General features: G+C 58.7%; 23 protein-coding genes. 9 read left to right on the forward strand and 14 right to left on the reverse strand.

Annotated elements, in window-relative coordinates:
* Positions 1 to 17 precede the first annotated feature (17 nt).
* Positions 18 to 257: a hypothetical protein gene (locus JFU48_RS18910; protein ID WP_201137294.1), complete on the forward strand. Its 240-nt coding sequence runs from the start codon at positions 18 to 20 to the stop codon at positions 255 to 257.
* A gap of 73 nt (positions 258 to 330) precedes the next feature.
* Positions 331 to 531: a hypothetical protein gene (locus tag JFU48_RS18915; RefSeq protein WP_103484207.1), complete on the forward strand. Its 201-nt coding sequence runs from the start codon at positions 331 to 333 to the stop codon at positions 529 to 531.
* A 503-nt stretch (positions 532 to 1,034) separates the two neighbouring features.
* Here JFU48_RS18915 and JFU48_RS18920 read toward each other — a convergent pair.
* From JFU48_RS18920 to JFU48_RS18935, 4 genes are all read right to left on the reverse strand, one after another.
* A complete protein-coding gene (locus JFU48_RS18920; protein ID WP_201137295.1) occupies positions 1,035 to 2,453 on the reverse strand; it encodes a hypothetical protein in 1,419 nt (472 codons plus the stop codon).
* A 311-nt stretch (positions 2,454 to 2,764) separates the two neighbouring features.
* Complete coding sequence (locus tag JFU48_RS18925; protein WP_201137296.1) at positions 2,765 to 3,871, reverse strand: DNA alkylation repair protein; 1,107 nt, start codon at positions 3,869 to 3,871, stop codon at positions 2,765 to 2,767.
* 2 nt (positions 3,872 to 3,873) lie between these two features.
* Positions 3,874 to 4,479, reverse strand: a complete 606-nt coding sequence (locus JFU48_RS18930; RefSeq protein ID WP_201137297.1) for a glutathione S-transferase — start codon at positions 4,477 to 4,479, stop codon at positions 3,874 to 3,876.
* A gap of 61 nt (positions 4,480 to 4,540) precedes the next feature.
* On the reverse strand, positions 4,541 to 5,449 hold the full coding sequence (locus tag JFU48_RS18935) for a MurR/RpiR family transcriptional regulator (RefSeq protein ID WP_045122516.1): 909 nt from the start codon (positions 5,447 to 5,449) through the stop codon (positions 4,541 to 4,543).
* A gap of 571 nt (positions 5,450 to 6,020) precedes the next feature.
* On the opposite strand from JFU48_RS18935, the gene JFU48_RS18940 reads away from it, so the two are divergent.
* The 3 genes from JFU48_RS18940 to JFU48_RS18950 all read left to right on the forward strand — a co-directional run bounded on the left by JFU48_RS18940 (position 6,021) and on the right by JFU48_RS18950 (position 8,568).
* A complete protein-coding gene (locus JFU48_RS18940; protein WP_003225981.1) occupies positions 6,021 to 6,425 on the forward strand; it encodes a TraR/DksA family transcriptional regulator in 405 nt (134 codons plus the stop codon).
* Between the two features lie 606 nt (positions 6,426 to 7,031).
* On the forward strand, positions 7,032 to 8,255 hold the full coding sequence (locus JFU48_RS18945; RefSeq protein WP_446739784.1) for a methyl-accepting chemotaxis protein: 1,224 nt from the start codon (positions 7,032 to 7,034) through the stop codon (positions 8,253 to 8,255).
* A gap of 112 nt (positions 8,256 to 8,367) precedes the next feature.
* Positions 8,368 to 8,568, forward strand: coding sequence for a hypothetical protein (locus JFU48_RS18950; protein WP_003225978.1), 201 nt, complete (start codon positions 8,368 to 8,370; stop codon positions 8,566 to 8,568).
* A gap of 6 nt (positions 8,569 to 8,574) precedes the next feature.
* Here the strand turns inward: JFU48_RS18950 and JFU48_RS18955 are convergent, their stop codons facing one another.
* Together JFU48_RS18955 and JFU48_RS30000 are read right to left on the reverse strand one after the other, a co-directional pair.
* On the reverse strand, positions 8,575 to 8,811 hold the full coding sequence (locus JFU48_RS18955; RefSeq protein WP_003225976.1) for a DUF2789 family protein: 237 nt from the start codon (positions 8,809 to 8,811) through the stop codon (positions 8,575 to 8,577).
* A 46-nt stretch (positions 8,812 to 8,857) separates the two neighbouring features.
* Positions 8,858 to 9,133: a hypothetical protein gene (locus tag JFU48_RS30000; protein ID WP_242486683.1), complete on the reverse strand. Its 276-nt coding sequence runs from the start codon at positions 9,131 to 9,133 to the stop codon at positions 8,858 to 8,860.
* Between the two features lie 402 nt (positions 9,134 to 9,535).
* On the opposite strand from JFU48_RS30000, the gene JFU48_RS18960 reads away from it, so the two are divergent.
* From JFU48_RS18960 to JFU48_RS18970, 3 genes are all read left to right on the forward strand, one after another.
* A complete protein-coding gene (locus tag JFU48_RS18960; protein ID WP_201137299.1) occupies positions 9,536 to 10,006 on the forward strand; it encodes a hypothetical protein in 471 nt (156 codons plus the stop codon).
* An 8-nt stretch (positions 10,007 to 10,014) separates the two neighbouring features.
* Positions 10,015 to 10,212, forward strand: coding sequence for a hypothetical protein (locus JFU48_RS18965; protein ID WP_103484200.1), 198 nt, complete (start codon positions 10,015 to 10,017; stop codon positions 10,210 to 10,212).
* A gap of 128 nt (positions 10,213 to 10,340) precedes the next feature.
* Positions 10,341 to 11,357, forward strand: a complete 1,017-nt coding sequence (locus JFU48_RS18970) for an ABC transporter substrate-binding protein (protein WP_201137300.1) — start codon at positions 10,341 to 10,343, stop codon at positions 11,355 to 11,357.
* 97 nt (positions 11,358 to 11,454) lie between these two features.
* Here JFU48_RS18970 and JFU48_RS18975 read toward each other — a convergent pair whose 3' ends face one another.
* Together JFU48_RS18975 and JFU48_RS18980 are read right to left on the reverse strand one after the other, a co-directional pair.
* Positions 11,455 to 13,587: a TonB-dependent receptor gene (locus tag JFU48_RS18975; RefSeq protein WP_201137301.1), complete on the reverse strand. Its 2,133-nt coding sequence runs from the start codon at positions 13,585 to 13,587 to the stop codon at positions 11,455 to 11,457.
* A gap of 92 nt (positions 13,588 to 13,679) precedes the next feature.
* On the reverse strand, positions 13,680 to 14,069 hold the full coding sequence (locus JFU48_RS18980; protein ID WP_003225964.1) for a DUF2946 domain-containing protein: 390 nt from the start codon (positions 14,067 to 14,069) through the stop codon (positions 13,680 to 13,682).
* 94 nt (positions 14,070 to 14,163) lie between these two features.
* Between JFU48_RS18980 and JFU48_RS18985 the strand changes: the two genes are divergently transcribed.
* Positions 14,164 to 14,604 carry a DUF3995 domain-containing protein gene (locus tag JFU48_RS18985; protein ID WP_003225962.1) on the forward strand — a complete coding sequence of 147 codons (441 nt, stop codon included), beginning with the start codon at positions 14,164 to 14,166 and terminating at the stop codon, positions 14,602 to 14,604.
* Between the two features lie 127 nt (positions 14,605 to 14,731).
* Here JFU48_RS18985 and JFU48_RS18990 read toward each other — a convergent pair whose 3' ends face one another.
* The 6 genes from JFU48_RS18990 to JFU48_RS19015 are packed head-to-tail and all read right to left on the reverse strand — an operon-like array spanning position 14,732 to position 20,789.
* On the reverse strand, positions 14,732 to 15,094 hold the full coding sequence (locus tag JFU48_RS18990; RefSeq protein ID WP_201137302.1) for a Na+/H+ antiporter subunit G: 363 nt from the start codon (positions 15,092 to 15,094) through the stop codon (positions 14,732 to 14,734).
* Positions 15,091 to 15,369 carry a K+/H+ antiporter subunit F gene (locus JFU48_RS18995; RefSeq protein WP_003225959.1) on the reverse strand — a complete coding sequence of 93 codons (279 nt, stop codon included), beginning with the start codon at positions 15,367 to 15,369 and terminating at the stop codon, positions 15,091 to 15,093. The genes JFU48_RS18990 and JFU48_RS18995 overlap by 4 nt, the downstream gene beginning before the upstream one ends.
* Positions 15,366 to 15,854, reverse strand: a complete 489-nt coding sequence (locus JFU48_RS19000) for a Na+/H+ antiporter subunit E (RefSeq protein WP_201137303.1) — start codon at positions 15,852 to 15,854, stop codon at positions 15,366 to 15,368. Before JFU48_RS19000 ends, JFU48_RS18995 begins: the two co-directional genes overlap by 4 nt.
* The gene (locus JFU48_RS19005; protein ID WP_003225955.1) at positions 15,851 to 17,530 is read right to left on the reverse strand and encodes a monovalent cation/H+ antiporter subunit D; all 1,680 of its coding nucleotides are present in this window, start codon (positions 17,528 to 17,530) and stop codon (positions 15,851 to 15,853) included. The genes JFU48_RS19000 and JFU48_RS19005 overlap by 4 nt, the downstream gene beginning before the upstream one ends.
* On the reverse strand, positions 17,527 to 17,871 hold the full coding sequence (locus tag JFU48_RS19010) for a Na+/H+ antiporter subunit C (RefSeq protein WP_003225953.1): 345 nt from the start codon (positions 17,869 to 17,871) through the stop codon (positions 17,527 to 17,529). Before JFU48_RS19010 ends, JFU48_RS19005 begins: the two co-directional genes overlap by 4 nt.
* On the reverse strand, positions 17,871 to 20,789 hold the full coding sequence (locus tag JFU48_RS19015; RefSeq protein ID WP_201137304.1) for a monovalent cation/H+ antiporter subunit A: 2,919 nt from the start codon (positions 20,787 to 20,789) through the stop codon (positions 17,871 to 17,873). Before JFU48_RS19015 ends, JFU48_RS19010 begins: the two co-directional genes overlap by 1 nt.
* Positions 20,790 to 20,955 lie beyond the last annotated feature (166 nt).

Genomic DNA, 20,955 nt, shown 5'->3' on the forward strand with positions numbered 1-20,955 from the left:
AAATTAGGAGCGCCTAAATGGATGAAATTGACTCTCGCCCCCTCCAATTCAAGGAGGTCTGTGCGTACTACGGAGCAGCTATGCACATGGCACAGGTGCTTGAACATGGAATAGTGAATGCCCTCTTTTTCCTCGATTTTCTACCTCGAAAAAAAACCGAATGGACTGATGAAGAGTATGAGGCATTCTTCGATGGAAATTTCTTAAAGACCTTCGGTGCATTGGTGCATTCATTAAAAAGTGACCACCGTTCCTGACGCATTTGATGACCTTATACGCAGATCGAACTCTCGTCGAAACTACCTCGCCCATACCTTTTTTCGGAAGAATATGGACGTGCTTTACTCCGGTGGTTTTGATGAAGTCGTAAGCAGCTTGAACGGAGACATAAGCCTATTCCACGAAGCTGATGCCGCACTAACAGCCATCCTTGAACCCCTATGGTTAAAATTCGGATGGACGGTCGAAGGCATAGAAGCCGAAGCGATGCGATATAGGGCTGAACTCAATCCAAAAGCACTGATTGAGTAGATGACGTGGCAAACTGAATCATCTTTATCAACCGAAGGTCTGTTTTTAGTCGATAGCTGTCTGTTGCAGCTATCGTTGTTCCCATCGTTTCTTTGAGGAGAATCAGAAATAGTTATAAATTTTTTGGGGCTTTTTAAACTACTGAAAATAAGGATATGCCTCTGGATGTATGTTGCCAGAAGCATCGTTCTCTTATTTTTTCTCCATTTACAGATATGGTTGGCATTTCTGCTTTGGAAGTCTCGATGTCAACTCGTAGGGCATTGTGGAGTCACTCGAACGCGACTTTGAGAAGCCCTCCGCTTGTGCTTTTGCAAAGTTAATGGTCGGTCTCTGGAAATACGAGCATCAATATGATCGTCGGTCAACTGCTTCTGGCCGGAACCCGCTCTCGAAATTGTCTGTACCCAAAGCCCAGCAGTCTATCTGTGGGCTTTGCAGCCGAAGCATGTTGTGTTGAGATCCTTCGTTGCTATGGATGTGGATTATTTTTTAGTCTGTTTTTAGTGTTTAGATATAGGTGCTCCTAGAACGCATACTTTAGGAAGAACCGGTATCGGCTCCCAGCCGACCATTACACCACCTCGCTCGAATGGAGAAGGGCTATGCTTGGAAGTCGCTCGTATGTTTCCGGTGCTGGTCGAGTGTCCTGGAGCACTATTCCAGCTTCCCATATCCCAGCCAGCTAGTTTATGGATGTTAATCGAGCTTGGAGTCGGGTGCTGGGTGGTTCTAAATTTATTATCCGGTCCGTAGGAGTAGATTAAGCGATTATATCCATTAAAAGGTGCGGGTGACGGTGCGATATTGTTTGATTTTGTTATGCCCCCGTGATGGGGGGCTACCACTGCAATCGGCGCCGAGTACTGGAAAGATTTCGGGAAAAATCGATATGAACAGTCACCTGTCAGAAGCCAGCTTGAAGGAAACTGTACATCGGGGTTTTCAATTGCCAATACTATTCCTGAATCATTTCGGGTCGTGCCTTCACCGAGTGCAAATTTTAAATGCTGACCATTAGATAAAGTCGACGCACCCATATTTTTTTGAGGCATGTCCAGAACTAATAGGCGACCGCCAGCGGCTATTATTTCATGTGCAAAGCTCTTGTGAGCAGCATCTAGCTGCTGTCGAGGTACGACCCAAGTCAAAGGCAATGTTTTGGATTTGCTGAGCAATGCACCCGCCCAATGATCTTTGTCCCAGTGAGATAAAATCACCAAAGGATTGTTGCAAGTGCAGAATGTAAGATTCGCTGGTGTTGTTGAAGCATGCGATCCCACACCACAGCCCATGTCAAAATAAATGACTGGGCATTCTTCATAATCGCTTGAAATTAGTGCGTTGGCGTTGCCTTGCCCTACATCGTAGACAGCTAAATATTCAGCACTTGGAGTTCGTCGAGATATTTCTTGTTCAAGTTCTAGATGTGAAATTGTGTCAGCAGTTGCTAGAGAGAATTCATCGTTAAGTTTTTTTTGGTGGCGCGGGTATATTTTTGTGAATGATAAATGCGCATCAATAGGGGGGCGAAATATGTTTGTATAAAGCTTGGCGTCACCCGCCCCCCTACCGTGCTTGAGTATTTCGATATTGAACCAACTATCCGCATATGAGCGCTCGAGTGCGTCGAGATCTTTGAAGCCTTCTTTTTTTAAAGTGGTTTCAATTTCCACTCTAAAAATGACTGCTTTCTCATAAGGATTATTTTGAAAGCTATTAAGTCTAGCGTTGAGCCTATAGTTATTGCGTCTTTGAATGCCACACTCATGCAGATCGTATTTTAAAATAGCATTGTAAGAGACCAGGATGCTTCCGCTTTGCTCATCCAGCACTTCCACGTCATCAACTCTTCCGTAGGCTTTTCCGTCCTTGAAATCAGTTGTTTTTTGATCTGCTTCGCTGTCTAAAAAATAATTCAAATCTTCTGTTCCTTGAGCATTTATTTAAACGTTTGATAGGCCCAACCTACATGAGGTAGGTCTGAACGCATGGCCCCTATACAAAGGCTGAATATCGCGAAGCCACGCTCCAGTTGGATAATGATCGTGGTGGGGAGCTTGATGTTTTGACAGCAAATCTCACGGGGTCAATGATTTTGCACGCGATCTCTTGAACAAACCAGATGCTACGTTTTCGGTTGAGTGAGCGACTGCTTCTGGCCGAAAGCAGCCCCATCCGTAATTCCCTATCAGTCCGAGTACCGCCAAATCAACCGAATCTATTACCGGTATCAATCAGCAACAATCTCAAACGCAGCACCCCCCAAAACCTCCCCATTAACCAAAACCCTAACCCCATGTCGCCCCACAAAATGCTTCCGCGTCGTAAAATCCCGAATCACCTGCCGCCTCCCCACAACCACTTCCCCAAACCCCGCCAACTCCACCGTCTTCAACTTGAAAACCTTCCCCGAAACCCCGCCATTCGCCTTCACATAGTCAATCGCATAATCAATCACCAACCGCTGCTCATGCGCCACCGTCGACTTCACCGTAAACGACAACGTAATCGCCTCACCCAACCTCACCACCGCCGGCTCAACCCGCACGTCCAGCAACTCAACCTCAGCCTTGGCCCCCGCACCAATCACCGTTAGTGCACGCAGATCGCCCTGTTTGATCAAGCTGCGCAACGCATGCTTGGCAATCCATGCCGTGTGTTTGTTCTCCAGCGACCAGCCTTCAATCGTGTCCAGCACCCATTCCGGATGCTCTTTGGTAACGTCATTCAGATGGTTCGCCACGGACTTACGTACGTACAGACTCTCGTCGGCTTTCAGTCGATCAAGGATGCCGGCGGTCAGTTGCGGGTTGGCTTGCACGGCTTCCAGGCGGAATGACCAGGGTAGGCGGGGGCGGGTGCCTTCGCTGGCGAGGCGGCGGACGTGGTGGTTTTGGTCTTGGGTCCAGTCGTGCATGAGTTCCAGCGAGCGTTCGAGGTCGCTGCGCAGGAAGTGGCGGATGGCGAATTCGGAGGAGCCGAAGGTGGTGAAGTATTTCAGCGCTTGCATCGAGGTATCGAACGCGTGACCGCCGTAGCTGGCGACGTAGTGCGGCAGGCACATGCTGACGAATCCGCTGTTGAGGCGGGGGGCGAGTTCGCGCAGGACTTCGAGGGAATCTTCGTAGTCCAGTGGCAGCACGGCGTGCAGGCTTTCGCTGACGCGGGCCATGCGTTGCATCACCGACAATTCCGCCAGCCCTTGGTTGGCGTGCTTGAGAAACGCCTTGGCCTTGAACGCCGGGTATACGGCGCTCATTTCGCTGGCGATGTGTTGCAGGCGCTCGGCGTTGAAGATTTCCTTTAACGCCGGGGCGGCGGTGTCGGTGCTGCTCATGGTCAGGTCATCGGGGTGCTGACGAACGCTTCGAGGGTTTCGGCGTAGGCGGTGTATTGGGCGATGTGCGGGTAGCGGCGGGTGTCGATCTGGTCGGGGACGACGAGGTCGGTGAAGCTCCAGGCGACGGCGAGGCTGATGCCGGCCTGGGTGAGGGTGCCGTCGGTGGGCAGGCCGGTTTTTTCCAGTTCCTGTTCGAGGGCGGTGAAGGCCGCGGCGAGTTGGCCTTCGACGCGTTCGACCCACGGTTGGTATTGAATGTCGGCCGGGCGCAGGTTGCGTTCGTAATAGAGTTGCACGGCTTTTTCGCAGGCGGCGAGGCTGAGGCCGATCAGGCGCAGCGCGTTGGCGCGTTGTTTGAGGTCGGTCGGCAGCAGGCTTTTGCCGCTGACGGCTTCGAGGTAGTCGAGGATGAGGGTGGAGTCCATCAGGACCACGCCGTCATCGAGGATCAGCGTGGGCGCCTTGACCACCGGGTTGATCTGCTGGAATTGCTCGAAATGGCGGAACACCGAGACCGATTCATGTTCGAGGTCGATGCCTAAGCGTTTGGCGGAGATCGCCACGCGGCGCACGTAAGGGGAGTCCAGCATGCCGATCAGTTTCATGACGCGTTCCTTCAAGTCGAACCGGTGGGAAGGCATAACCTAGCCGAGCCTGAGGCAAATGTCAGTCGTCAAAACCGGCTTGTTCGTGAATCTCGTCCACATTCAATTCCAGCCGATACGCCACCGCCACGAACAACGCCTGACACAAACACAAGGTCGCACTCAGCGAACGGAAAGCCAGTGCGCTGCCCTCATTGACCAGCAACAGACTGTTGGCGTTTTTAGCCAAAGGCGAGAGCTGGCTGTCGGTGAGGATCAGGGTGTTGGCCTGTTGCTGGCGGGCGTAGCGCAGGCAGTGTTGGGTTTCCTTGGCATAGGGGGTGAAGCTGATGGCGATCACCAGATCTCCGCTACGCACGCTGCGCATCTGTTCGCGATAACTGCCGCCCAGCCCGGAAACCAGGTGAATCCGCTTGTGAGTGTGTTGCAAGTTGTAAACGAGGTAGTCGGCGACGGCGAAGGAGCGACGCACGCCGACCACATAGATGTTGTCGGCGTTGACGATCAGGTCGACGGCTTTCTCGAACGCGACGTCGTCGAGTTCGTGGCCCAGGCGTTCGATGCCGGAGCGGGTGGCGTCGATGCATTCGCGGGCGAGGTCGCCGTCGCTGGCCGGCTGCGACTGGTTGGCGATCATGCTGCGGATGCGTTGCTGGTAGTTCTGCACTGGCGAGGCTTTATGGGTGTAGGCGCTGCGGAACAGCGCCTGCATTTGGCTGAAGCCGCTGAAGCCGAAGCGCTGCGAGAAGCGCACGATGGCGGACGGATGCACCTCGCATTCGCGGGCGATGTCGCTGATGCGATCGACCATGATCCGGTCGCTTTGCTGGCTCATGTAGGTGGCGATGCGCTTGAGTTGGCGCGGCAGGGTGTCGTATTCGTCGGTGATCAGTTGCAGCAGACGCTCGGCATTGATCGGGGGGCTGGCGAGGGGGCGCTCGTCGTTGGCCGGCAGATCGGGGCGGGGCATAAGTTATCCTTCGGGCTGATCAAATCACGCTGTGGCGAGGGAGCTTGTCGAATCGTCGCACCGTCCCGCTGGACTGCGAAGCAGGCCCACTGCTTTTTAAAGTTGAAGAGCAAGGGCCGCTTCGCGCCCCAGCGGGAGCGAGCTCCCTCGCCACAGTTATTTGCGGTGTGCCTGATGATAGGCGGGGTGCGGGCAGTTGGCAGGGGAGATTTTCGGCGTCTGCGCAGCTGAAACGATGCACTGCACGGGCGGCATGGCTGAAAAAAATGCGACCAACTGCCGCCCGGTTAGCCGTTTGTCTTCTATATACAGCCGCTCGACTGAATTTCTTGCTATAAACGCACTCCGATGACCGCCATGAAGCCTGTGTCAGAGCTGTTTACGGCTGTTGTCGGACAAATTCCCGGTATTTACAGTTGCTGAGGCCTCAAACGGGCCTTAGACTGCCGCCCCTTCGTAAATTGAGTGCCGGGTGGCGTTTGCAATAAACGATGCCTTTTCGTCGACCGGACACGGTTCGCCGGAACGCTCCCTATTTCGCCTTAATGCACGTTTTTTTATAGAGATATCAATGACAAAGGACAAGTTGCTGGCGATGCCGGCAGATGACTACATGAATGCCGAGCAACACGCTTTCTTCACTGAGCTGTTGCAGAACATGAAAGTCGAAACCCACGAGCGCATTGAGCAAAACCGTATCGCCATCGAAAGCCTGGACACTCCGGCCGACCCGGCGGACGCGGCTTCGGTTGAAGAAGAGCGCACCTGGCTGGTCAACGCGATTGATCGCGACCAGCGCATGCTGCCGCAACTGGAACAAGCCCTTGAGCGCATCAAGGAAGACAGCTTTGGCTGGTGCGACGACAGCGGCGAGGCCATCGGCCTGAAGCGCCTGCTGATCAGCCCGACCACCAAGTACTGCATCGAAGCTCAAGAGCGTCACGAGCAGATCGACAAGCACCAGCGTCAGGCCTGATTCCATGGCTGCCCCCTGAATGGGGGGCGCCTGCAAAAGATCGCAGCCTTCGGCAGCTCCTCCACGAGCTGACGGGGCTGCGATCTTTGCATTTGTTCGTCTGCGATATTTCGCGCGCCGTTCCTTTGACCTGCTGCAGACCCCACGACTAACGGACCATGGATAATGGCGTTCTAGTGGCGTTTAATGCAGTCACAACAATGAGAACAAGCGTGGGGTGTTGATATGACGAGAGATGGATCTCTGGTTGGGGCTATGCCCGCACCAGTGCTGTTGCCGAAAAACCGCTGGATCGCTCCGACCCTGCAAAGCATCGCCCTGATGCTGTTGCTCGCCGGCATGACGCTGGGTGGATGGTCGCTGTACATCGGCATGCCGCTGGCGATGCTGATTGTCTGGCTGCCGCGCCTGCGCTCGCGTGCCGTCGCCGATGTTGTGCCTGCCGAGACCGGTAGTGCGATTTCCGAGCTCACCCGCGATCTTTCCTACACCACCAGTCATAACGCGCTGTCAGCCGCCGGCGTGGCGTTTTCCGTCAGGCAACTGGCGAGCAAACTGGAATCGCAACTCGATGCGGCGGCGCAGATTGTCAGCAACGCCGAAGTGATGATCGCCACCGAACACGCCACCTCAAAGCTCAGCCGTGAAGCGCTGGAGGCTGCCAGCGAAGCGCATCACAGCAGCGCGGCCGGGCGCACCGAGCTGGTGGATTCGATTGCGCGTATGCATCAACTCAGTCAACGCGCCAATGCCAGCCGTGAGTTGATCGAGGCCCTGAGTCTGCGCAGCGATGACATTCAACGCGTAACCCTGGTGATTCAATCCATCGCCAGCCAGACCAATCTGCTGGCGTTGAACGCGGCGATCGAAGCGGCGCGGGCTGGCGAGCATGGTCGCGGTTTCGCAGTGGTGGCGGATGAGGTGCGTGGTCTGGCGGCCCGGACGGCCTCGGCGACCGGCGAAGTCGGGGAGATGGTCGCCGATATTCAGCAACGCACGGCGCAAGTGGTGGAGCAGATCCGCGAGCTGTCCAGCGATTTGCAGACCGGTGTCGAACAAGTTGAAAACACCGGCCAGCATTTGGAAAACATCGCGCGGCTGGCGGCCGGGGTGGAAACCCAGGTCGGTGAAATCGCCCGTGGCGCAGAAACCAACCGTGAGCAGCTCGACAGTCTGTTCAAGGCCATTGAGCAGATGCGCAGTGATCTGGCGATCAGCGATCAACAGACCCGGCGCCTGGCCGAGGCCGCCGTACAGATGGAAGGCCAGGCGGAAACCATCAGCGAGCGTCTGGCCGAAGTCGGTCTGGATGACTATCACCAGCGCGTCTATGACCTGGCGCGTGAGGGCGCAAGTCAGATTGCGTCGCGGTTCGAGGCGGATGTCGATCAGGGGCGGATCAGCCTCGAGGATCTGTTCGACCGTCAGTATCAGCCGATTCCCGGCACGCAACCGGCGAAGTTTCAGACTCGTTTTGATCGCTATACCGATCAAGTGCTGCCGGCGATTCAGGAGCCGTTGCTGCCACGCCACGAGGGCTTGGTGTTCGCCATCGCCTGCACGCAGCAGGGTTATGTGCCGACGCACAACCTGGCGTTCAGTCAGCCGTTGACTGGCGACGCGCAGGTGGACGCGGTGGGCAGCCGCACTAAACGCAAGTTCACTGATCGCACCGGGATTCGCTGCGGCAGCCATCAACAAGCGGTGTTGCTGCAGACTTACACCCGCGATACCGGGGAGCTGATGCATGACCTGTCGGTGCCGATCATGGTCAAGGGGCGGCATTGGGGCGGTCTGCGCCTGGGATATAAGCCGGAGAGTCCGCGCTGATCGATTGTTACCGCTCGTGCAATGAATCTGTGCACGGGCGTTGCTGTTTCCTCTGCGACGAAGTCACTAACATTGCTATTAGTTAGGTAGCTAATGAAGTCGAGAGGTCAGTATGTGCAGAGTCGATGTCGCAGTGATGATTGGCAGTGGTGTGCCCGCCGGATTGCGTGCGATGGGCCGCAGTGTCTGCTGGGTGGTGTTGCTCAACGGTGAGCGGCGTGGCACCGCGTTCGCCAGTCGCGACGAGGCGGAGGAGTGCAAGGCTGCCTGGCTCGCGCAACTGATGGCCGAGCCTGGCGACAGCCTGCACTGACATGTATTAACGGCCGTCGTGCAGGCGTACGTTCAATTCATCGACCATCACCGCTTCTTCGCCGTCGGCGCGCAGCCATTCCTTCAGAAGCTGCGCCTGTTGCGGCGTCCAGAAGTCGGCATCGATCAACTTGGTGTTGGCGTCCAGCGGATGCGCTTCAATGAAATCGTCGATTGCTCCGTCTTCCGATGGCAGGCCCAGTTGGTCGAACAGGGTTTTCAGATCATATGCTGGCAGTTCCATCGTGTACTCCTTTTGCGTGTGCCGGAATGGCGCTGTCGCTTGCTCTTTATCTGAGGCAGCCGTTGGACAAGAGTTCGATTCGTGATTCAAGCGAGCGGGCGAGGGCGCACGCTTCGTTATGGTCTTCGCGGAAACCTCTTACACGTCCGGTAGACGATTCCTTGATATGAAAGAACGCGTTACCCGCCGGTACTACCTGAAATCGCGGCGCGTAAGCGCTTCGTGCGTAGGGTGCAAGGTCCGGTAAGTCAGCGCCTTGCAGCACGAAAGGTTGATCGATGCCGGGGTTGGAAGGCTGGGCAAAGTGAGTCAGAGTGCACATATGAAGTCCTTTTCATGGGGTAGCCGACGGTTACAGGTCGGTTTGGGTAGTCGGAAGGAGCATCGCTGCTCTAGAATCGCCAGTGCCTGTTGGCGACAGGTGTCTATCTAAAGCAATTTTTTACCGGTGATATGTCGGAAAAAGGCTTTTTTTCGTCAGCTTTTTCCCTAAAGTTTGTAGTCCGTCTTCACTACGCTTAAGTGAGGACTTTTCCTTCAAGGCCTGGCGAACGTCGAGCCAAGTTTCTCGCGTGACTTTCCAGTAGTCTTGCGAACTCGCGATGAATGGGCGTTCTGCTTGTTTCAGGTTTACTGAAGTCATTCGGTAACAGCATCGGCCTGGCCGTTTTTTTTGCCGTGCGCGTTTTGGCGCAGGGTACTTTTCAGATGTGGGGATGTTTCTTTGGCAGTCAGTAATCTCGATATGCATGCTTTGTTCGTGTTGGGTGATTTGCGTGCAAAGCTGGTCAAGCAGTTTCAATCGCGTTTTGTTTACATCACCGAACAGAACGCCGAAGGCATTTATGTGGCCGAGATCGACACCGAAAGTGCGTTGGTAGTCGATGACAAACCGGGGCTCAAGCTCAAGGTCGGCGATCATTTCAGCGCGGCCGTTCTGCCCAGCCGTGAAGGCGGCAAGATGGATATTCGCTTTCGCGAAATCAAACTGACGGTGTATGGCCTGGGCGACTATGCCTTTGTCGATACCGCGGACGGTCACGCCATCCTGTTCAAGGAAGGCCATAGCGTGGTGACGGTGTTTGCCGCGCATCAGCAATTGCAGGACGGCCTGACCAAGACCCTGAAAGCCGTGACCGGTAAAGCGGCGAAGTGGCGCAAGGGCGAACTGATCACGTTCAAGGCCAGCGAGTGAGCGGTGGTTTGAGTCGCGCCGACTTCCATTCGCAGAACCTTGATCGCGCGCGTGAAGAGGCCTTGCGGCTGTTTCACGCCAAAGCCGAGTTGCAGGGCGCGTGGCTGAACTGGGTGGCAGCGCAGATCTACACCTTGCGGCCTGCGGAATACGCCAGCATGGTCAGACGCGAGCTGCAAAGCTTGCAGGAAAAGTCTGAAACGTAACCTCGTCGGGAACCGGTCCCGGAAAAAGCAGGAACCTCGGCTACAGTCAGTTGACTGAGTATTCAGAGGCTTGCGGTCTTCTGCCAGGCCATCCTGCTATTGCTGAGAACAGCACGAGGTGCAAAAGCATGAAAGGATTTCGACGGTTACTGGCCGCCAGCGTGGTCTCGTTCGGTGTGCTGGCATTGGCGCAACCGGTAACGGCGGCGCAGACGCCCATCCATTTCGCCGACCTGAACTGGGAAAGCGGCAGCCTGATCACCGATGTTCTGCGGATCATCGTCGAGAAGGGCTATGGCCTGCCGACCGATACGCTGCCGGGCACCACCATCACCCTGGAAACCGCCCTGGCCAACAATGACATTCAGGTCATTGGCGAAGAGTGGGCCGGGCGCAGTCCGGTGTGGGTCAAGGCCGAAGCCGAGGGCAAGGTCGCCAGCCTGGGGGATACGGTCAAGGGTGCCACTGAAGGCTGGTGGGTGCCGGAATACGTGATCAAGGGCGATCCGGCCAAGGGCATCAAGCCCATGGCCCCGGACTTGCGCAGTGTCAATGACCTGAAGAAATACAAGGACGTGTTCAAGGACCCGGAAAACCCGAGCAAGGGTCGTTTCCTCAACAGCCCGATCGGCTGGACCTCGGAAGTGGTGAACAAACAGAAGCTGACCGCTTACGGCCTGCAGGATGACTACACCAATTTCCGCAGCGGATCGGGTGCGGCGCTGGACGCCGAAATCACCTCATCGATTCGTCGGGGCAAACCGGTGCTGTTCTATTACTGGTCGCCAACGCCGCTGCTGGGCAAATTCAAACTGGTGCAGCTGGAGGAGCCACCGTTCGATGCCGAGGCGTGGAAGACGTTGACCGATGCCGACAACCCGAATCCGAAACCGACCCGTTCGCTGGCGTCGAAGCTGTCGATCGGGGTCTCTGCACCGTTCCAGAAAGAGTATCCGCAGATTGCGGCTTTCTTCAGCAAGGTGGATTTACCTATCGAACCGCTGAACAAAGCGCTGGCCGAGATGAGCGAGAAGCACACCGCGCCACGCCAGGCGGCGGAAGCGTTCATGAAGGCGCATCCGGAGGTCTGGCAGGCATGGGTGCCGAAGGATGTGGCGGAGAAGGTGGCGGCTGATCTGAAGTAGGTGGTGAGTCCGCTGGCCTCTTCGCGAGCAAGCCCGCTCCCACAGGAGGACGCGTTCCAATTGTGGGAGCGGGCTTGCTCGCGAAGCTTTTACGCTTTTAAAACTTCGTCTGCACCGCCAATTCAAAGGTGCGCGGCGTACCCAGGTAGTACGCCGGCGAAACATGCGCAAACTCGGCATACACCTCATTGGTCAGGTTACGCACCCGACCGGTGACGGTGGTGTGCGAGTCGACCTTGTAGCTGAGGAAACTGCCGAACAGCGTGTACGACGGCACGGTCATGGTGTTCGCCGTATCCGCATACACCGACGCCACATACCGTGCATCGACCCCGCCTTGCCATTGCGGCGAAAAATCATAAGTCAGCCACAGATTGCCGACCCGATCCGGAACGTTGGTCGGCGTGTTGCCCTTGCGCGACACCACCACGCCGGCGGCATTCTTTTCGGTGAAGTCGTCGTACTGCGCATCGACCCAGGCGAAGTTGCCTTCGGCCAACAGCTTGTCGGTGATCCGCAGGGAACTGGCGATCTCGATGCCTTTCGAGGTTTGCTGACCCACCGGGATGCTGCTGGTCGGGTCCAGCGGATCGGTCACGGCGAAGTCCTTGCGCTCGATGGTGTACGCGGCCACCGTCGCCGAACCACGGCCATTCAGGTAGTCGAACTTGCTGCCGATTTCCCACTGTTTGCCCGTTGAAACATCGAAGTCTTGAGTACCGTTCGGCTGCTCGGCGGCGGTGCTGTATTGCACGTAGACGTTGGCCGCTGGAATGAACTGGTAAGTCAGGCCGACGCGCCCGGTGACCGGCTCCCAACTGCGTTTGAGGTGCTTCGGATTGGCGGCCGTCACGGTGCGATGGTTGGTCACGTCGAGGTCGATGTCGTCGTAACGCAGGCCGCTGAGCAACGCCAGTTTGTCGGTCAGTGCCAGACGGTTTTCCACGAACAGCGCTTTGGTGGTGACCTCGTTGGTCTTGTCGCTGATCAGTGCCGGGTTGGTGCCGGGAATGTCGTAGAAATGCCCCGGACGGTAGTGGTTCGGATCGACCGTGCTCGCGCCTTTGATATTCAGCGGAGAGTTGGTGGTCTGGTTGACCTTGTACTCGAAACCGCCGGACCAGGTGGTGTCGAGGCCGAACAGGGTGTTGTCGTGGCGCAGTTCGAACTGGTTGCCGTTCTGCTCGCCCTGATGCCGTACTTGATAGGCGGTGGAGCGGTTCACCGCGCTGTTGTCGGCGTTGTACTGGTAGGTCTCGAGGTTGCGGTAATCGCGCTGGCTGTCGAGGTGATACAGCGTGTTGCGCAGGGTGGTGCTGTCGTTGATCCGGTAGTCGATGATCGAGCGCACCCAGATCGTGCGCTGTTCGTAGCGCCCGTCCTCGACGTTGTAGTTGTTGAAGCGGTTGTGTTTGTCGATCTTCAACTCGCCGGCCTTGGGGTTGAGCACCGGCGTGCCCCAATACGGGCTGTCTTCGTGTTCGTCCTGATATTCCAGGGCCAGGGTGTGCGACAGATCCGGCGTGAGGTCGCTGAGCAACGAGAACGCCACGCTCCAGGCATCGCGTTCCTGCCGGTCGATGTAGCCGTTGCTGGTGTTGTGGCTGACATCGAGCCGCGCGTAGTGCTGCACGTCGGCGCTTGGGTCGGTCAGCGCGTGATTGAGGCCGAACGCGGTTTCGGTGGTGTCGTAACTGCCGTAGCTGACGCGACCTTCAGCGGCTTGTTCGTCGCGAGTTGCCAGTTTGGTCACGTAGTTCAGCGAACCTCCCACCGAGCCTGCGCCGTTGATCAGTGACGAAGGCCCGCCCACCAGCTCGACCCGATCATAGATCCATGAATCCACCGGCCGGGCGAGGCCACCGGAGACGGTGACGCCATTGAACATCTGGGTAATCTGGCTGCTGGTGAAGCCGCGGTAGGAGACGAATCCGCCAAAGCCTGGCGGTGCACTGGCATTGACCCCGGGCAGGGTATTGGCGGCGTCCTGGAAGTTTTGCGCGCCGTGACGTTCGATGTCGTTGCGATTGGCGACGGCCACCGAGGCCGGCGTGTCGCGCACGCTCAAGCCGAGGCGCGAGGCCATGCCGCTGGATTGATCGAGGCTCAGGCCCGGTTCGCTGGTGGATTCGCCGTCGATGGTGATCGGCGCCAGGTCCACGGTGGATTGCGCCCAGGCGTTAAGGGACAGGCAGCCGCACAGGCTCGCCAGCAGAGGAATATGTTTCATCGTTGAATCCTGAATGCTTGTCTAGGAGTCAGCGCACAGGCGAACGCCGCGCGTTGGCGCAGTGGGCTGAACAATCAAAAGGGCGAAGACACTCAGGCGAGCGGTGGGGCGCGAGGGTTGGCCGAAGGCCAGGTGAAGCGGGCAGGGAGATCGGCGCTGACGATGGGTGCCAGCGGCGGGCTGTGTTGCTCGGGCAGAACCGCGAGGGTCAGGCTGGAGTTGAATGCCGGGCCCATGCCGCCGCCGACCGAGCACAGAGGACAGCCGAACGCCTTGGACAGGGTCGGCAGTTGCTCTTCGGTGGGATTGCTGGCCAGCGGCGCTTGAGTGGCCGGGTCGACCGTACAGAACTGGCCGCCGATACCGTTGAGCTGCATCCCGACCATTTGCCCGTGACCGATGCTGCAGGCGAACACGTTGAACAGGACGCAGCAATAGAGCATCCAGGCCAGCAGTGAGCGATCGGAACGGGTGAATTTCATGGGGCGGCACTTTACCGTACCGCCGATCGGTCGTGCACTTCAAAAAATGCCAACTAGGATGTTTTGTTCAAATCCCTGGAAAGGATTCTCGACCATGACCTTTGTGTTGGCTCAATGGCTGGTGACGATATTTGCAGTGATCGCCCTGGTACATGTGTATTGGGCGCTGGGTGGACAATGGGCGGCGGTGGCGGCGGTACCGCAAGTGCCGGTGCAAGGTCTGGTGGCAACGGTGCGACCGGCGTTCAAACCGTCAGGCTGGATTACCTTGGTGGTGGCGGCAGCATTATTGGCGATTGCCGCGCTGGTGTGCATGCGGGTCGGCTGGGGCATGCCGGCGGTGCACCACAAGGCGTTGCAATGGGTGATCAGTGCGATTGCATTGTTGATGTTTGCCCGGGCGATCGGCGATTCGAATCTGGTGGGTTTTTTCAAGGAGGTAAAGGGATCGCGGTTTGCGCGGCTGGATACCTGGGTGTATTCGCCGCTTTGTCTGGTGTTGGGGGCGGGGTTGTTGGCGGTGGCCTGGATCTGACCCGGTTCATGGGTTGGCAGCACCGGCCTCTTCGCGAGCAAGCCCGCTCCCACAGGGGAAATGCATTCCAAATGTGGGAGCGGGCTTGCTCGCGAAGAGGCCCGCTCAGACACCATAGGTGTAGAAACTAACTACCACTATCGGTCCTGCGACTACTCACCTCAGCCGGCACATCATCCCCGGCCATGCGTTTGCGGAACAATGCCGCCCGCGCCAGCAGCAGCGTGGTCACCGGTACGGTAATCGCCAGCAGAATCGGAATCAGCCACGCGTGCAGCACTGGCCCGGACTTGAGCACCGAGAAGCAGATGATCGATGCCAGCGCCACACACCAGGCGCCCAGCGTCGAGGCCAGCGCCGGTGGGTGCATGCGCTGGAAGTAATTCTTCATGCGCAGCAATCCGGTCGCACCAATCAGCGCAAACACCCCGCTGAGCACCAGCAGGATCGCCACCGGAATCTCGACCCACAGCGACAATTCAGCATTCATTCGATCACCTCGCCACGCAGCAGGAATTTCGCCAGGGCAAACGAGCCGACGAAGCCGAACAGCGCGATCAGCAGCGCCGCCTCGAAGTAAGTGTCACTGGAATAACGAATGCCCAACGTCAGCATCATCAGCATGGCGACGATGTACAGGTAATCCAGAGCGAGTACCCGATCCTGTGCCGAAGGCCCCTTGAACAGGCGAATCAAGGTCAGGACCATCGCCAGCGAGAATAGAAACAGCGTCAGCAGAATCGCGTTCGACAACAGCGGGCTCATTCGAAAATCTCCATCAACGGCTGCTCGTAGGCAGTCTTGAAGTGGTGGATGAAGTGCGCCTCGTCATCCAGATCCCAAACGTGCAGCAGCAGGATGCTGCGATCCAGCGCCAGCTCCGACCACACGGTGCCGGGCACCACGGTGCAGATCATCGCCAGAGCGGCCAGACCGTGGGCGTCGCGCAGGTCCAGCGGCACTTTGACGAAGCGCGAACGCGGCGGTCGGCGACCGGCGTTGAGCACGCCCCAGGCGACGATCAGGTTGGAGAGGATCACGTCACGACCGACCAGCAGGAACAGGCGCAGGATCGTCAGCGGGCGGCGAATGCGTACCTGTTTCGGACGCAACTTGCGCATCATCAGCGGTGCCGCGAACCCCAGTATTGCACCGAGCAGCAGATTGCCCGGGCTGACAGACAGGTTCAGCGTGAGCCACAAGGCCCACAGTGCCAGTGACAGCCACGGCGCGGGAAATACACGCTTCATGGTTGCACCTCCAGCATCGCGGCCTTGGCTTCAGGGCTTGGCACGGCGCGAGTGCCGAGCACCGCCATTACGTATTGCTGCGGATTGTTCAAGGCGTCGGCGGTGGCCTGGGTGTAGCGCAGCAATGGCTCGGCCTTGAAGGTCAGTGCGATGCTCAGCCCCAGCAACAGGAAGATCGGCGCACATTCAAGCTTGCGCAGCAGCGGCGAAGGGCGCTCTTCGGGTGTCCAGAAACGCTGGATACCCATACGGGCGAATGCCATCAGTGAGGCCAGTCCGGAGAGGATCAGCAGCGCCAGCAACGCCCATGCAGCATTCGAGATTGGAGCATCAGTCCCCAGCCCCAACGGATTGAGCAGGGCACCGATCAGGTTGAGCTTGCCGATGAACCCGGACAGCGGCGGCATGCCGATGATCAGCAGCGCGCAGGCAATGAAGCTCAAACCGAGAAACGCCATGGTCCACGGAATGACCTGACCGACCACCGCTTTCTGTTCGTCGTCGAGGTTGATGCCCTTGGGCGGTTGCAAGGATTCCTGCGGGCGTGGCAACAACTCGTTTTCGTCCTCCAGCGGGATTTCGTTGGCCGAACGCGAACGCTCAATCAGTTCGGCCAACAGGAACAGTGCGCTCAGGGCCAGGGTCGAGCTGACCAGATAGAACAGCGCTGCGCCGATCAGGTTCGGCTGGGCGAAACCTACCGCCGACAGGAGAATCCCCGCCGACACCAGAATGCTCAGGCTGGCCATGCGCTCCAGACGTTGCGCGGCCAGAATCGCCAGCGCCGCGCAGGCCATGGTCGCCATGCCGCCGTAGATCAGCCAGTCACCACCGAAGAATGCCGAGGCCCCGGCTTGCCCCGAGAACAGCAGCGTCCACAGGCGCAGCAGGGTGTAGACGCCGACCTTGGTCATGATCGCGAACATCGCCGCCACCGGTGCGCTCGCCGAGGAGTAGGCCGGCACCAGCCAGAAGTTCAGCGGCCACATACCGGCCTTCGCCAGAAACGCCACCGCAAGAATCCCCGCGCCAGCATGCAGCAAGCCACGGTCGGCTTCCGGCACCAGTGGAATCTTCAGCGCCAGATCGGCCATGTTCAGGGTGCCGGTGACGCCATAGATCAGCGCCGCGCCAATCAGGAACAGCGACGAGGCCAGCAGGTTGATCGAGATGTAATGCAGCCCCGACGACACCCGCGCCCGACCCGAGCCGTGCAGCAACAGGCCATAAGAGGCCGCGAGCAGCACTTCGAAGAACACGAACAGGTTGAACAGGTCGGCGGTGAGGAACGCGCCGTACAGGCCCATCAGTTGAATCTGGAACAGCGCGTGGAAGCTCGACCCCGCGCCGTCCCAGCGCGCCATGGCAAAAAGCAGGGCGCTGACACCGATGATGCCGGTCAGCACCAGCATCAACGCCGACAGGCGATCGACCACCAGCACGATGCCGAACGGCGCCTGCCAGTTGCCCGGCAGGTACACGCCGATGGAACCGGGCACACCAGTGGTTTGCGTCCACTGCAGCAGCATCACCGAAATGAACAGGCCGACGAGGCTGGAGAACAGATTGATTTTCGCCTTCAGCGGGCGGTGCTTTTCGCCGAGCATCAACATGATGGCGGCGGTCAGCAGCGGCAGCAGGATCGGTGCGGCGATCAGGTGAGTCATCGCCATCATTCCTTGGGCTCCCGGCCGTCGACGTGGTCGGTGCCGGTCAGGCCCCGCGACGCCAGCAACACCACCAGGAACAGCGCGGTCATGGCAAAGCTGATGACGATTGCCGTCAGCACCAGGGCCTGCGGCAGCGGATCGGTGTAGTGCAGCAGGTCCTGGGTCACGCCGTCCTTGATCACCGGCTCTTTACCGATGAACAGGCTGCCCATGCTGAAGATGAACAGGTTGACCGCGTAGGACAACAGGCACAGGCCCATGACCACCTGGAATGTCCGTGGCCGCAACACCAGCCAGACACCGGACGCGGCGAGTACGCCGATGGCGATTGCGATGACTTCTTCCATCAGACGGCTCCTTTGCTGGCGACGGACTTGGGCAGCGACGCGGTCTTGTGACCACGCACCGATTGGTGGGCGAGGGCGGTCAGAATCAGCAGCGTCGATCCGACCACTACGGCGTACACGCCGATATCGAAGAACAGCGCACTGGCGATATGGATCTCGCCCAGCAGCGGCAATGCGAAATGCCAGGTGTGGGTGGTCAGGAACGGATAGCCGACCGCCATCGCCCCGAGACCGGTGGCGGTGGCAAACAGCAGGCCGGTGCCCATCCAGCGTAGCGGTCGCAGGCTCATTTGCGCCTCGACCCACTGGGTGCCAGCGACCATGTACTGCAGGATGAACGCCACTGACATCACCAATCCGGCGACGAAACCGCCGCCCGGCTGGTTGTGGCCGCGCATGAACAGGTAGAACGACACCACCAGCGCAATCGGCAGCAACAGGCGCACCAGCACTGCCGGCACCATCATGAACCCGAGCGCGGTGTCGCTGGCTGTACGCGGGTTGACCAGATCGGTGACCACATCCGGCGCGAGCAAGCGTTGCTGGGCCGGCAATTGCAGGCTTTCTTTCGGCGGACGGAAGCGCCGCAGCAGGGCGAACACGGTCAGTGCCACGGCCACCAGCACGGTGATTTCACCGAGGGTGTCGAAGCCACGGAAGTCCACCAGCATCACGTTGACCACGTTGCTGCCACCGCCCTCGGGCATGGCACGGCTGAGGTAAAACGAGGAAATGTCGTTGGGCGTCTGCCGCGTCAGCATGGCGTAGGACAGCAGTGCCATGCCGGCGCCGACCGCAATCGACAGCAGCAAGTCGCGCAAGCGGCGCACCCGCGCCTTGCGCAGGCTCGATGGCAGTGGCGAGACTTCTTCGATGCGTCGTGGCAGCCAGCGCAGGCCGAGCAGGATCAGCACCGTGGTCACCACTTCGACCGCCAGTTGCGTCAGGGCCAGATCCGGCGCCGAGAACCAGACGAAGGTCACGCAGGTCATCAGCCCGCAGACGCTGACCATGGTCAGGGCGGCGAGACGGTGATACTTGGCCTGCCATGCCGCGCCGAGGGCGCAGGCAATCGCCAGCAGCCACAGGGTGACGAACACGATGGAACCCGGAATCTTCGGCCGGTCGCCCCAGCTCAGGCTGCTGTGCAGCATCGGGATCAGGCCGGCGAGCACTGCCGCCAGGACCATCAGGAACAGTTGCATCTGCAGGCGTCGGGTGCCGAGTCGGCGTTCCACCCGACGGGCCATGCGCATCATGATCACCAGACTGCGCTCGAACAAACGCTTGCCGTTGAAACGGCCCACCAGCGGCGGGTATTTGAAGCGGCCACGCTTGAGCTGGTTGCGCAACAGCAGATAGACCACGATGCCGCCGGACATGGCGATCAGGCTCATGATCATCGGTGCATTCAGACCGTGCCAGATCGCCAGGCTGTACTCGGGCAGCGTGCCGCCCACCACCGGCAGTGCGGCGGCCGCGAGCAGCGGGCCGACCACTTGCGCCGGGAAGATCCCGACGACCAGACAGGTGAACACCAGCAGCTCCACCGGCGCACGCATCCAGCGCGGCGGTTCGTGCGGAGTGTGCGGCAGGTCGGTAGCCGTCGGGCCGAAGAACACATCGACGGTGAAGCGCAGCGAGTAGGCGACGCTGAATGTGCCAGCGATGGTCGCGACAATCGGCAGTGCTGCTTCGACCCACGCGGTGGCGTTGATGAACACGGTTTCGGCGAAGAACATTTCTTTCGAGAGGAAACCGTTGAGCAACGGCACGCCGGCCATCGATGCACTGGCAACCATCGCCAACGTGGCGGTGAACGGAATCAGTTTGATCAGGCCGCTGAGTTTGCGGATGTCACGGGTGCCGCTCTCGTGGTCGATGATCCCGGCGGCCATGAACAGCGAAGCCTTGAAGGTCGCGTGATTGAGGATGTGGAACACCGCCGCGACCGCTGCCAGTGGGCTGTTCAGACCCAGCAGCAAGGTGATCAGGCCCAGATGGCTGATGGTCGAGTAGGCCAGCAGACCCTTGAGGTCGTTCTGGAACATCGCGCAATACGCGCCGAGCAACAGCGTACACGCCCCGGCGCCGCTGACGATGTAGAACCATTCTTCACTGCCGGACAGCGACGGCCACAGGCGCGCGAGCAGGAACACCCCGGCCTTGACCATGGTCGCCGAGTGCAGATAAGCCGAAACCGGGGTGGGCGCCGCCATGGCGTGCGGCAGCCAGAAGTGGAAAGGGAACTGGGCGCTTTTGCTGAGGGCGCCGATGAGGATGAGGGGAAGCAGAATAGGGTAGAGGGCATGTGCGCGAATCAGATCGCCGGCGGCCAGGACCTTGTCCAGGTCATAGCTGCCGACGACATGGCCGAGGATCATGACCCCCGCCAGCAGGCACAATCCTCCCGCACCGGTGACCATCAGTGCCATATAGGCGCCACGCCGGGCGTCAGAGCGGTGGTGCCAGTAGCCGATCAACAGGAACGAGAAGAGGCTGGTCAGCTCCCAGAAGAACACGATCTGGATCAGGTTGCCGGAGATCACCAGCCCGAGCATGGCGCCCATGAACGCCAGGAAAAAGGCGAAGAAGCGCGGCACCGGGTCGTCCGGCGACATGTAATAACGCGCATATAAAGAGACGAGTGCGCCGATGCCCAGCACCAGCAGCGAGAACAGCCAGGCGAAGCCGTCCATGCGCAGGACGAAGTTCAGACCCAGGCTGGGCAGCCACATGAACTCTTCGCGAATCACCCCGCCGTGGGCGATTTGCGGGTACAACAGCGCTACCTGCACGGTGCCGATCAAAGCGACCACACCTGCCAACAGGGATTCGGTATTACGCGCGTTGTGTGGCAGCACCGCTGCCAGACAGCTGCCAATGAATGGCAGAAGCAGTAGAACTATCAGGGACATAGGCTTCTAATCTGCGGAAGTTTGTGAAGCATCATACGTGCCAGCTCACTGATTACCAAACCCGAGGATGTCTCAGAATCCTACAAAGTAGTCTGGAATTTTCTGTTTGGCATTGTTTCAGGTAGATGGATGTCGCTTGGGATGGCCTCATCGCGAGCAGGCTCAC

It is taken from the genome of Pseudomonas sp. TH49, assembly GCF_016650625.1.
GTDB lineage: Bacteria > Pseudomonadota > Gammaproteobacteria > Pseudomonadales > Pseudomonadaceae > Aquipseudomonas > Aquipseudomonas fluorescens_H.